The organism is Pseudomonas sp. FFUP_PS_473 (assembly GCF_002858665.1).
Lineage (GTDB): Bacteria > Pseudomonadota > Gammaproteobacteria > Pseudomonadales > Pseudomonadaceae > Aquipseudomonas > Aquipseudomonas defluvii.
The window spans coordinates 74,504-87,127 of the sequence record NZ_PJQQ01000006.1 but is presented as its reverse complement, the minus strand read 5'-3'; the positions used below and the strand labels follow the sequence as shown (position 1 = coordinate 87,127).

The window sequence follows — 12,624 nt, the reverse complement described above, 5'->3', positions numbered from 1 at the left end:
AGGCACCTGATTCCGGAAACAAATGCTATCTTATAACATTAACATTCCAAGTGCCTCTACACCGCATCACTGCGTATGACGACTGTCTAGCCCACGCGCAGGTGATGGTGGTTCACTCGTCTCGTTTGAGCATCGTCTGAATCTGCTGCACCGACTCCTGGGTACGCTTGGCCAGGTTGCGAACCTCATCGGCCACCACAGAAAAACCGCGCCCCTGCTCACCAGCACGGGCGGCTTCGATGGCCGCGTTCAGTGCCAACAGGTTGGTCTGTTCGGCAATCCCCTTGATCGCACCTGCCACCTTGGCGATTTCTCCATAGGTGTTCCTTATCGTGTCTTGCTCACGGGTACGCAGGGCTTCAGCAGCCTTCTCGTCACTGATGTCACGTACCGCACCCACCACCCTGAGCAACACACCTTGAGCATCGCGCAGGCAACAGCCACGCTCGCGGTACCAGGTTTCACCGCGGGTTTTGTGACGCATGCGGTATTCAACGGTGTAGGTAGACTGAGCCGAGTTTTTGGCCGTGCACTCAGCAAACACCCGCATGACATTTTTCAGGTCCTGCGGCTGCGCAACGGCAAAAAAACTGTCCCAACCATCTGCGAACTCTTCAGGGCTGTAGCCGATAAGCTGGCGAAACTGGTCAGACCACCGGATTATGTTCTTCGGATGATCAGCATCACCATTAACGACCGTGAGGTCCCAACACCCCTCTGTCAGCGCCTGCCTGGTGAGCGCCCACGCCTGCTCATCTTCTACCCGACGATTTTGCACCTCGGCCGTTGCCGCCCGTTCTTCGCGGCAATGCGCCAACTCGGCCTCAAGTTCAAGACGCTGATGCTCGACATCGGCCAATTGCGCGAGCAAACGCTGATAGTCCTCAGCGCTGCAAGGCGCCGTCGGCACCATGGCAGCCTGACGCTGCCACTGCAGATGAGCGTGCCATTGCTCGCTCAATGCCTGAAAAACGGCAAGCAATTCAGGTTGACGCTTCAACCCCACGGCCTGATTGATATCTGCCGGTTGTTCGACCAACAGGCACTTCATCATGCGGGTAAGTTCAACGGCCAGCGCGGTTGCGGAATGTCTGAACCACATGGCGACTTCTCCTGACAGTGAACACTACGCTCGCGTTGTTCTGGCGAGTGCGCGGGTGAGCAAACGCCTGTCGGACTATAACAAGGGGCTTCGCGCCACACAGATACCTCTTTGTGGGTATATCGCCAGTGGCTTCTATCAAGCTACCTCTTTAGGCATACCTCTTTTTCCGGATTGAGCAGAGATTCCTTTTGGGCAAGTATTTTTCCAGACAGGAATTATCGCATCGCTGATGCGGAACACGCTGATGTCAATTCGGACTAAGAGGCACACCCATGAACTCACGCGTTGCAATTATTGGTGCAGGCCCTTGCGGCATGGCACAACTTCGGGCGTTTCAATCGGCTCGGGACAAAGGCGCTGCCATTCCCGAACTGGTCTGCTTCGAAAAGCAACAAGACTGGGGCGGCATGTGGAACTACACCTGGCGCACCGGCCTGGATGAAAACGGCGAGCCGGTCCACGGCAGTATGTACCGCTACCTCTGGTCGAACGGGCCGAAAGAGTGCCTGGAGTTTGCCGACTACACCTTTGAAGAGCATTTTGGCCGACCGATCGCCTCTTACCCTCCCCGTGAAGTCCTCTGGGACTACATCAAGGGCCGCGTCGAGAAAGCCGGCGTACGCGATTACATCCGCTTCAACACGGTGGTGCGTCAGGTCAGCTTCGATGAGCACACTCAGCGCTTCTCCGTTCTGGCCCATGACTACCAGAACGATACCGAGACCCTGGAAGAATTTGATTACGTGATCAATGCCTGTGGGCACTTCTCGACGCCAATAGTCCCCTACTTCCCAGGTTTTGAACATTTTGCCGGGCGTATTCTGCATGCCCATGACTTCCGCGAAGCACTGGAATTCAAAGACAAGAACCTCTTGATTGTCGGTAGCAGCTACTCTGCCGAGGACATTGGCTCGCAGTGCTACAAGTATGGCGCCCGCAGTATCACCAGTTGCTATCGTACCTCGCCCATGGGCTACAACTGGCCATCGAACTGGGAAGAAAAGCCCCTGCTGCAACGCCTGGAGAACGACCGGGCCTACTTTATCGACGGCACCAGCAAGCCGATCGACGCGGTGATTCTGTGCACCGGGTACAAGCACCACTTCCCGTTCCTGCCTGAATCGCTGAGTCTGAAAACCGACAACCGCCTTTGGCCGCGCAATCTCTACAAGGGGATCTTCTGGGAACCCAACCCGAAGCTGATCTACCTCGGGATGCAGGACCAGTGGTACTCCTTCAACATGTTTGATGCTCAAGCCTGGTATGCGCGCGATGTGATCCTGCAGCGTATCGCCTTGCCTGACGCAGCTACCCGCAACGCCGACTGCCTGCAATGGCAGGCACGCGAAGCCGAGCTGCAAACCAACCAACAAATGTTCGAATACCAGGGGGCGTACATCCAGCAACTGGTGGATGCAACGGACTACCCAAGCTTCGATATCCCGGCAGTGAACGAAACCTTCCTGCAATGGAAGCACGACAAAGCGACCAACATCATGGGCTACCGTGATAAGTCCTATCGCTCGCTGATGACCGGCACCCAGTCACCGCCCCACCATACCCCCTGGCTCGAGGCGCTGGACGACTCAATGGAGGCCTACCTCAGCGAGCCACACGTTACCGTCAAATCCGCCAGCTAAGCCGCCCAGGTACTCAGGACACAGGAGAAGCGGCATGCAAGCACCGCGTATTTCACGACCATGGGAACCCGGGCTGCTCACACAGACAGCGGCGACCGAGCACTACCGGGTCAACGGCGGCGGCCTGACACTGGTCGAGCTGGGCCCGGGCGATACCCTGCAGATAACTGATGTCGAGGGCCTCCAGCCCTGCGAGGTCATGGCCTTCAGCACCAGGATCAACCCAGCGTTGGCGAGCCTGGGGCTGATCGCTGGCAGCGGTTTCGGCTTTATCCAACAGGCGCTGGCAGGCAATAGCCGACAGGTACAGCGCATACTGCAGGCACTCACCAAACGTGGCTTCGACACCCAGCGCCTGCCTGGCGCAGGGATGCTGTGGAGCGTCGACTCGGCGGCAGGCTACAGTCGCCAGTTCACCCTTGGCGAGCCACTGCTGCTGATCATTGCTGCGCCGGCTCACGCAACGTCAGTGGACGCCCAGCAAACGCCCAGTGAACTGCGGATACGGGTGCATCGTGCCAATCCCTCGTTGGTCCATGTGCCCACGCTGCCAGAACCGCTGGCCGACCTGGTGGACGAATTCACCTTGCCTGCCGGTAGCGCCCGCAGCTATGCCGTGAGCAAGGGGCAGTACATCCAGGTCATCGATGTCGCCGGGCGCCAGTCCTCGGACTTCGTTGCCCTGAACCGTCGAGACTTGGACAAGGGCCTGGAGTTCGACCTCGACCAGACCGTTACCCGCACCCTGAACGGCAATGCCTATCCAGCCCCTGGGTTGTTCGCCAAGTTCTTCGATCGGCAGATGCGGCCCATGCTTGAGGTTGTGCGCGATACGGTCGGCCGTCACGACGCCTTTGCCCTGGCCTGCACCGCACGCTACTACGAAAGCCATGGCTATTTTGCTCATGACAACTGCAGCGACAACCTCAGCCGTGCCCTGCAGGCTCATGGTGTACAGGCTCGCAGCGGCTGGCCGGCGATCAACTTCTTTTTCAATACGGCCATCGACGCCCATCAACAGATGGTCATGGATGAGCCCTGGTCGCGGCCGGGTGACTACGTCCTGATGCGGGCCATGAACGACCTGATCTGTGCCAGTTCCTCCTGCCCCGATGACATCGACCCGGCCAACGGCTGGAACCCGACCGATATCCATATTCGTGTCTACGCCGACAAGGAACGATTCTCTATCGCCATGGCCAATCGAAAAACGGCGGATGCCGACCCGGTGCTGACCCAAGAGACAGCATTCCACTCCCGCACCAGCGCCTTGACCGGCAGCTTTACCAATTACCGCAACTGTTGGCTGCCGCTGCGCTTCGATGGTTTTGGGGCAATCGACGAGTACTACGGCTGCCGTGAGCGCGTTGCCGTCATGGACCTGACTGCACTGCGCAAATTCGAGATCCTGGGCCCCGACGCCGAGGCGTTGCTGCAGTACTGTCTGACCCGCGACATCAGGCGCCTGGCCGTCGGCCAAGTGGTCTACTCGGCCATGTGCCATGAACATGGCGGCATGCTCGACGACGGCACATTGCTGCGCCTTGGCCCGGACAACTTCCGCTGGATCTGCGGCGAAGAGTACGCCGGGGTATGGCTACGTGAACAGGCGCAAAAGCTCGGCATGAAAGTCTGGGTCAAGTCCGCCAGCGAGAAGATCCACAACCTGTCGGTGCAAGGCCCACTGAGCCGTGAGCTGCTTAAACAGATGATCTGGACACCCGCCACTCAACCCGGGCTGGACGCTTTGGGCTGGTTCCGCTTTCTGGTCGGACGACTGGACGGTTTCGACGGCTGCCCGGTCATGGTTTCCCGTACCGGCTACACCGGCGAACTGGGCTACGAAGTATGGTGCGCACCGCAGGATGCGGAACAAATCTGGGACCGTATCTGGGCCCTGGGCCAACCCCTGGGGATCGTGCCCCTGGGGCTGGAGGCCCTGGACATGCTGCGCATCGAGGCTGGGCTGATTTTTGCGGGCTACGAGTTCACCGACCAAACCGATCCGTTCGAGGCCGGTATCGGTTTCAGTGTGCCACTCAAGAGCAAGACCGATGACTTTATTGGCCGTGAGGCCTTGCTGCGGCGCAGTGCGCATCCCACGCACAAACTGGTCGGGCTGACACTGCAAGGCAATGAAGTGGCTCATCATGGTGATGGCGTGTACCACGGGCGCGCGCAGGTCGGTGTTATCACCAGCGCCTGTCGCTCGCCATTGCTGGCCAGCAATATTGCCCTGTGTCGGGTCGATGTGGCCTACGCGGAGCCTGGCCAAGCGCTGCAGGTGGGTAAAGTCGATGGTTTGCAAAAACGCATCGACGCTACGGTCTGTGCGCCGATCTTCTATGACCCGGACAAGAGCCGCGTGCGCGCCTGACCCGGCACGCTAACCGGAACACCTACCGACGCCACAAGGTCCATCGCCGCTGGTTAGCCAGCGGCGACTGGCCGCACCTCAAAGATCGCGCCTTCGATACCCAGCACCTCGCCGCCATCGGTGAAAATGCCCGTGCCCTCTTCCTGCACCCACTTGACCGTGCCATTGGCGCAACGGATCTGATACGTCAGCGAATACGGTTCGCGCCGGAGCAATGCAGTTTGCACGCCATACCAGATGTAATCAGCGTACTCCGGCAAGATCAGCCGACCATAGCCGCCGGCGTCCCGGTCCTCGATAGCTTGCGCGCTGAAACCGGTCAGTTGCTCACACCCTCGACTGACGAACTCCATGCTCCACTCACGATTGATCCGGCCGCGATAAATCATGAACGGCAAGTTGTGCAACAGGTCGCTGGCACTGCGATGACTGGCCAGCAATTGAACTTCCTGCTGACGCCGAGACGTGCGGTCTTGAAACGACAACAGGGCACAGCCGGCCTTGAACCGGCAAGACACCTCACACCAGAGCACCCCGTTGCCCTGATCGATCAGCCGCAGCTCAAGGGATTGCGCTACGGGTTCTGGCGTTTGCCAGCGGGCGATGAAGGCCTGCCACAGCCCTTGGTCTTCATGGTGAACCGCATCGCTGAGCAGGCTGCCGACCGTCGGCGTCATACGCTGTGACCAGTGGGCGTTGTGCCCGATGATCCGCGCCTCGCCATCGAGCACCACCAGCGCGACAGGAAAGTCATCCAGCAGGTTGGCCACGCGCGCGAACTCAGTGAACGGCATTCGTCCTCCCTCCGACAAACTGGGTGGCACAGTTCTGGTGAACCCAGGCCGCCAATTCAAGGCGCGAGCGCATCTGCAATTTGCGCATCAGGTTCTTCACGTACACCTTCACCGTCCCCTCGCTGATCCGCAGGTCACGGGCAATGAGTTTGTTGCTCAACCCATGGGCAAGCAGGTTGAGGGTTTGCTTCTCCCGCTCGGTGAGGCCCGCGAACTGGCCATGGGCCGCGCTTGCCGCATCGCTGACGGCTGTGCCGGAAGCATCCGCGAGCAAGGCCACCAGGCTCTCGTTGAGCACCGCCGAGCCTCGGCCACAACAGCGGACATAGTCGAGCAACACCTCGGGATCGGTGTCTTTAAGCAAGAAGCCCTGAGCCCCGAGGCGCAACGCGGTGACCAGTTCCACCCGGTCAAGCGAGGCCGTCAGCACGATCACCTGACATTCACACTTGAGCCGATTCAACTCCTCAAGCACCTGCAGCCCCGTCATGCCAGGCATGTGCAGGTCGAGCAAGACGCAATCGGGCTTGAGCCCCAGCACCAGGTCGATCCCCAGCAGCCCTTCCGCCGCCTGCCCGACCACTTCATGGTCGCCGCTGTCGGCGAACATTTCCGAAAGGCCACGGCGGAACAAGGGATGGTCATCAATCAAGACGATCGATGTGTGATTCATGGGTGACTCCTCAAGGAAAATGCCTCAGCTGGGAGCACCAGCGCCAGGCGAGTGCCTCCACCCTGGCGTGCCCCGACCTCAAACCCGGCGCCGATCAGCGCCGCCCGTTCCTGCATGATGGACATGCCAAAATGCCCAACCTCATGTGAAGCCGGTTGCAGCCCGATGCCGTCGTCCTCGACATGCATCAACACCCCGGCGGCATTGTCACGGACAAGGCTGATCCAGACATTGCGCGCCCGCGCATGGCGCAGCGCGTTGACCAGTGCCTCGCGAACAATTTGCAGCAGCTGCAGTTCGACGTCGCCCGACAACAGACCATCGGGCAATCGGTTGTCCAGATGAAACACCATGTTGCTGCGCCGTGAGAGCTCCTCGACGGATTCGCCGAGAGACTCACGCAGGGTTTTGCCGTTCATGGTCAGCCGCGCTTCACTGATCAGTTCGCGGACTTGCCGCTGTAACCTCGACAGCCCGCCCTTGAGCACCTCGACGATGGCCAAGGCCTTGTCTGGCTGCTGTATACGACGCTGCAGCCGAGCGGTCTGCAGTGACAGATAGGCCAGCTCCTGGGCGACCCCATCGTGCAATTCCCGGGCAATCATCGACTGCGGTACTGCACGTTGGCCGGGTGATAGCAGGGAGCCTTTGAATGCATGCAGCAACACGCGCTCAATAAAGCGGGCAAGCTCCAGCAGCAGCGTCCGCGCACCCTCGGGAGCGGCCTCCACGACACTCATCGTCAACCGTCCATGCCCCTCTTGGCCGGGCACGTGAACGTTGACCGCACGTTCGTCTTCGGGCGCGGCCGGCATGTGCAGGTCCAGGTGCAGGCTCGCGCCCACAAGCAGGCTGGAGGCTTGGGCAACAAAGCCCTCGAGCAGCAGATTGACGTCCTCTTCACCCAGCAGGGCAAACAGCAATTCGGTTTGCAGTAACGCCAACGCCTTCTGGTCGATAGCCGCGTACTCGCTCATTGGACAATCCGTCAAAGACCTTCCTCCTGCATGCCGACAGCGGTGTCATTGCAGGATGAATCAATGAGCAAGTTCCGTACCCCTTTGCATTACCCCTTAAGAGGTACTCCCAATGAGCGAATTGCCAGGTAATTCCCTGTAGGAAACTATATCTACCAACAGGAAAGAGCGCCCTGAGCCATCCGTGCAAGGCGCAGGCGCTGCCCGAGGCGAAACAGCGCGCACCAACAGAAGGCCTGAAGGCCTCGATTGCATCAAAGCGTTGCACGCGACCTTACGACTTGACCCTGCCACTGATGAGCCTATCCCGCCTGGCCAGTCCTTCAGGCTTGCCAGGGTGATCCACCCAGCAGAGAGCGCACATGGCCAACTCAACGGCAAGCCCCCATGCTCCATTCAAAAGCGTCCCTTACTACCCGCCCATGGCAATCAATCCCGATGCCCAGTGCCACCTTGTGATCAGCGACGGCAGTGACTTGCCGCGCACACAGGCACTGGTCAGCCGCCTGGCGCAAACCCGACAGGTCGACTGCCTGGTTTTGGGAGCCGCGAACAGCCCTTCGCTGCAGCGCCTGCAGCAGGTCCTGGAGCAGCGCTTTGCACGCCTGCATGTGGGTGTGCAACTGCATGTGCTCGGCAGCGAAGCCTTCATCTGGGCGATCCATGCACAGGCCATCACGCACGGTTTGTCGGACGACGAAATCAGCCTCTGCGCCCCAACCGAAACCGTGCAACGCCCTGTTTACTGTGTGCACTGCTCCAGCGTGCACAGCCACCCGCTGGCCGACGCGGTGAAATGCCCGGCCTGCGCTGTTGCCTTGGAGGTGCGTGGGCATTTCTCACGACGCTTGGGTGCCTACCTGGGCGTTTGCCTGAATGCAGACGCCCCCTACTCGGAGCTGCCAGCATGAATGAGGTTATCCAGGTACGCGTGCAGGCTGCCATCAACATCACCCCGGTGATTCGCGAGATCACCTTTGAAGCCGTCGACACCGCCCTGCCCCCTTACTCGGCGGGCAGTCATATCCAGGTACATGTTCCGCTGGCACAACGCACCCTGCGCAATGCCTACTCACTGCTGAACGCACCTGCAGACCGCACGGCCTATCGCATTGCCGTGCGCTTGCAGGAACACTCACGCGGCGGTTCAAGGTACCTGCACGAAACCCTGAAGGTGGGCGACGTGCTGAACATCTCTCGCCCCGCCAACCTGTTCCCCATTCATACCCTGGGTCGCCATCACATCCTGATCGCCGGGGGTATCGGCATCACACCGTTTCTGGCCTACAGCGAGCACCTGTTACGCGAAGGCGCCTCATTTGAGCTGCACTACGCCTATCGCAGCGGCCTCACCGATGCCTATGTACAGCAGCTGGCCGCGCGCCTGGGCGACAGGCTGCATGCCTACGACAGCCTTGAGCGGCCACTGAACCTGGCACCGATCCTGAGCAACCAACCGCTGGGCAGCCACCTGTACATCTGCGGGCCGCAGCGACTGCTGGCCAGCGTCCGGGAACAGGCCAGTGCCTTGGGCTGGCCGGACGGACGTATTCACTGGGAAGCCTTCAGCAGCGCCGAACCCGGCGTACCGTTCAGCGTTGAATTGGCACAGAGCGGACGACGTATCGAGGTCGGCGCTGACGAAAGCCTGCTCGAAGCCCTCGAGGCCAATGCTGTCGAAATTCCCAACCTCTGCCGTGGCGGGGTTTGCGGGCAATGCGTGACCCGCTACGTGAAGGGCGATGTAACCCACCGCGACCACTTCCTTGCCGCTACCGAGCGCGCTGACCGCCTGATGCCGTGTGTGTCCCGCGGCTGTGGCAGCTCGCTGGTGCTCGACCTCTGACTTTTGCCTGGAGCCTGGCCATGACACCGACCCTCAAACCCATCGAGACGTACCGCGACGACTTCACCTTTAGCAACAGTGCCCAAGCGATCGCACGTTTTCCGTTCCCATTCCCGGAAGACCAGTACATGTACTCGGTCAACATCGAACCGGCCACGCCCCGCGAGCCGGGCTCGGTGTTCGAGCACTGGTTCGACATTGACGAGCACTACCGTTCCGAGATGGCCGAGCGGGCGCGGGTAGTGCAGCAAGACCCGCGCCGCTATCTGGTCATGCCACATATGCAGACGGCTTCCTGGGACGCGCTGCAGATGTTCATGGAACACCTGAGCAATGACTACCCGACGCTGTTCAGCCTCACCCGCACCGGTGACCAATGGCATTGGCAGAACCACGTTCTGGGTATCGATCAGCACTTTACCTTTGGTGATCCCGACACACTGCCCTGCGAACCACTGGAGTTCATTACCCGCCAGGTCCAGGGGGATATCGCCCTGCTCGACCAGCGCGACAACGACCTGTTCATGGATGCGGGCATGGTCACCAGCCCCGCGGACTGGTCACTGGCCTTCGACGCCGGCATGAGTTTCAAGCAATGGCACACCCCAGTGCCTATGGCGCATGAACTGGGCGTGTTTGACCGTGCCTTGAAATACCTGCTGAACATTCAAGTGGACAAGCCGGTACGCCGCTTGAACTGGACGCTGACGATCAATCCGCGCATGGACACCTCGCCGGAAACCTTCCATGAATGGGGCCACGACCGCAGCACCGTCACCGCAGAAAACGCCGGGGCCTTGGTGCACCTGCGGGTCGAGCTGCAATTCATGGCGCGCCTGCCGCGCAGCAACGGGCTGATGTTCAGTATTCGTACCTACCTGATCAGCCTCAACGAACTCGTCACCAACCCCGCCTGGGCCAAACGCCTGCATCGCGTGCTACGCGACTTGCCCGCCCCCATCGCCGACTACAAGGGCATGACCCGCTACCGCCAGCCATTGCTGGAGTGGCTCAGCCAGTTCGACCCACACGCCTGACTCTCTCAACGACCCGTTAGAAGGAAACGATCAATGGCTCATTCATGGCGCATCAGCGCACTGCGCGACCGACACCTGGCCCTGGGCTCCGCGCTCGAAGACTGGAACGGCATGGGCACCGCCTGGACCTATGCCTCGGACCTGGCCGACCATCACGAGGCGATCCGCACCAAGGCTGGCCTGATGGATGTCTCGGGGCTGAAGAAAGTCCACTACGTCGGGCCTCACGCCGAAAGCCTGCTCAGCTACGCCACCACTCGGGATATCAGCAAGGTCTACCCGGGCAAGTCGGTGTATGCCTGCATGCTCAACGAAGACGGGAAGTTCGCCGATGACTGCGTGATCTATCGCACGGGCCCTAACGCCTTCATGGTCGTGCACGGGGCAGGCAACGGCCATGAGATGCTGGTTCGCCAGGCGGCGGGGCGCCAGGTCGCCGTGCTGTTCGATGACGACCTCCACGACCTCTCGCTGCAAGGCCCCTTGGCGGTGGACTTCCTTGCCGAACACGTGCCGGGCATTCGCGACCTGCCCTACTTCCACCATGTCCAGACCACACTCTTCGGTCGCCCGGTGATGATCTCGCGCACCGGCTACACCGGCGAACGCGGCTATGAGATCTTCTGCAAGGCCGCCGATGCCCCCTTGATCTGGGACACCATTCTGGAGAAAGGCCATCCTCTGGGCATCATCCCCTGTGCGTTCCTCGCCCTGGATTGGCTGCGCACCGAAAGCTACCTGCTGTTCTTCCCCTATGACAATTCCGAGATGTACCCGTTTGCGCAGGAAAAAGCCGGGGACACGCTCTGGGAGCTGGGCCTGGACTTCACCGTCTCGCCAGGCAAGCAGGACTTTCGCGGCGCCCACGAGCACTACCGCCTGCAAGGTCAAGAGCGTTTCAAGATCTTCGGCGTACTGATAGACGCCCCACTCGCCGCCGAACCAGGCGATACCTTATGGCAGGACGGCAAGCAGGTCGGCGTTATCACCTGCCCTATGTACTCACGCCTGACACAACGTTCCCTGGCCATCGCCCGAATGGACACCGCCATCGCCGTGCATGGCACGCCACTGGTGGTCAAAGGCAGCCTGGAAGCCAGCGCCATCGCCCATGAAATGCCGTTCGACGACCCCGAGAAGAAAAAACGTACCGCCAAAGGCTAACCCGACACACGGGGCCGCACCCGCGCGCCCCGTGTGCTGTCACCCATTCCCTCCATCGGATCACCCCGCCATGAACCAGTTCGTCTTGAAAATCAGTTGCCCGGCACGCTCGGGTATCGTCGCCGCCGTCACCACCTTCCTTGCGAACCAACAGTGCTACATCAGCGAACTCTCGCAGTTTGACGACGAAGTCACCTCGCGCTTTTTCATGCGCGCGGTGTTCCGCTTCAACGACGGTTGCGAGCCCGACATCGACCGTGTGCGCAGCGGTTTCGTTGACGTTGCCACGCCACTGGAGATGCAGTGGGAACTGTTTTCCTCCAGCCAGCCGCCCAAAGTGCTGATCATGGTCAGCAAGTTCGACCATTGCCTGGTGGACCTGCTGTACCGCCATCACAAAGGCGAGCTCCACATGGAGATCACCGCTGTTGTCTCCAACCACCTCGACCTGCGGCACATGGCCGAACGCGAGGGTATCCGCTTCATCTACCTGCCGGTGAACAAAGACAACAAGGCCCAGCAGGAAGCCGAACTGATGAAAATCGTCGAGGAAACCGGAACCGACCTGGTGGTGCTTGCGCGCTACATGCAAATTCTGTCCGACGACCTCTGCCGCAAGCTGTCTGGCCGCGCAATCAACATCCACCACTCCTTCCTGCCCGGCTTCAAGGGTGCCAAACCCTACCACCAGGCCTACGCACGTGGCGTTAAACTGATCGGCGCCACCGCCCACTACGTGACCAGCGACCTCGACGAGGGCCCGATCATCGAGCAGGAAGTACAGCGTGTTGACCACGCCCACCAGGCCGAGCAGTTGGTGGCAATCGGCCGGGATACCGAGACCATTGCACTCTCCAAAGCACTGAAGTACCACTTGCAGCACCGGGTGTTCATCAACGGCGACAAGACCGTCATCTTCAGCTGAGCCCCACTCGCCAGCCGTTGCCAGAGAACCGGGTCACCGGCAGAGATGTCGGTGGCTCTTGCGCAGCAGGCGCCCTCACCTGCCCC

Annotated in this window: 10 protein-coding genes and 2 pseudogenes; 7 read left to right on the top strand and 5 right to left on the bottom strand. The window is 60.5% G+C overall.

Going from position 1 to position 12,624, the window contains the following annotated elements:
* Positions 1–124: 124 nt before the first annotated feature.
* A pseudogene (locus CYD26_RS25440) lies at positions 125–337 on the bottom strand (methyl-accepting chemotaxis protein); the annotation flags it as partial.
* Between the two features lie 30 nt (positions 338–367).
* A pseudogene (locus tag CYD26_RS25435) lies at positions 368–913 on the bottom strand (PAS domain-containing protein); the annotation flags it as partial.
* 464 nt (positions 914–1,377) lie between these two features.
* Here CYD26_RS25435 and CYD26_RS05860 point away from each other — a divergent pair.
* Together CYD26_RS05860 and CYD26_RS05855 are read left to right on the top strand one after the other, a co-directional pair.
* Positions 1,378–2,745, top strand: a complete 1,368-nt coding sequence (locus CYD26_RS05860; RefSeq protein ID WP_102052075.1) for an NAD(P)-binding domain-containing protein — start codon at positions 1,378–1,380, stop codon at positions 2,743–2,745.
* A gap of 34 nt (positions 2,746–2,779) precedes the next feature.
* The gene (locus CYD26_RS05855; RefSeq protein ID WP_102052074.1) at positions 2,780–5,122 is read left to right on the top strand and encodes a DUF1989 domain-containing protein; all 2,343 of its coding nucleotides are present in this window, start codon (positions 2,780–2,782) and stop codon (positions 5,120–5,122) included.
* Between the two features lie 53 nt (positions 5,123–5,175).
* On the opposite strand, the gene CYD26_RS05850 is transcribed toward CYD26_RS05855, so the two are convergent.
* The 3 genes from CYD26_RS05850 to CYD26_RS05840 are packed head-to-tail and all read right to left on the bottom strand — an operon-like array spanning position 5,176 to position 7,566.
* Entirely contained in the window at positions 5,176–5,916 is a 741-nt protein-coding gene (locus CYD26_RS05850) for a PAS domain-containing protein (protein WP_102052073.1), read from the bottom strand.
* Positions 5,903–6,589: a response regulator gene (locus CYD26_RS05845; RefSeq protein ID WP_099774309.1), complete on the bottom strand. Its 687-nt coding sequence runs from the start codon at positions 6,587–6,589 to the stop codon at positions 5,903–5,905. Before CYD26_RS05845 ends, CYD26_RS05850 begins: the two co-directional genes overlap by 14 nt.
* Complete coding sequence (locus tag CYD26_RS05840) at positions 6,586–7,566, bottom strand: ATP-binding protein (RefSeq protein WP_102052072.1); 981 nt, start codon at positions 7,564–7,566, stop codon at positions 6,586–6,588. The genes CYD26_RS05845 and CYD26_RS05840 overlap by 4 nt, the downstream gene beginning before the upstream one ends.
* A 362-nt stretch (positions 7,567–7,928) precedes the next feature.
* Here CYD26_RS05840 and CYD26_RS05835 point away from each other — a divergent pair, with 362 nt between their 5' ends.
* From CYD26_RS05835 to purU, 5 genes are all read left to right on the top strand, one after another.
* On the top strand, positions 7,929–8,477 hold the full coding sequence (locus tag CYD26_RS05835; RefSeq protein WP_102052071.1) for a dimethylamine monooxygenase subunit DmmA family protein: 549 nt from the start codon (positions 7,929–7,931) through the stop codon (positions 8,475–8,477).
* A complete protein-coding gene (locus CYD26_RS05830; RefSeq protein ID WP_102052070.1) occupies positions 8,474–9,412 on the top strand; it encodes a PDR/VanB family oxidoreductase in 939 nt (312 codons plus the stop codon). Before CYD26_RS05835 ends, CYD26_RS05830 begins: the two co-directional genes overlap by 4 nt.
* A 20-nt stretch (positions 9,413–9,432) precedes the next feature.
* On the top strand, positions 9,433–10,449 hold the full coding sequence (locus CYD26_RS05825; RefSeq protein WP_099774305.1) for a DUF3445 domain-containing protein: 1,017 nt from the start codon (positions 9,433–9,435) through the stop codon (positions 10,447–10,449).
* Positions 10,450–10,482: 33 nt separating this feature from the next.
* The gene (locus CYD26_RS05820; protein ID WP_065757738.1) at positions 10,483–11,613 is read left to right on the top strand and encodes an aminomethyltransferase family protein; all 1,131 of its coding nucleotides are present in this window, start codon (positions 10,483–10,485) and stop codon (positions 11,611–11,613) included.
* 70 nt (positions 11,614–11,683) lie between these two features.
* Positions 11,684–12,538, top strand: coding sequence for a formyltetrahydrofolate deformylase (gene purU / locus CYD26_RS05815; protein ID WP_065757737.1), 855 nt, complete (start codon positions 11,684–11,686; stop codon positions 12,536–12,538).
* Positions 12,539–12,624: the final 86 nt, after the last annotated feature.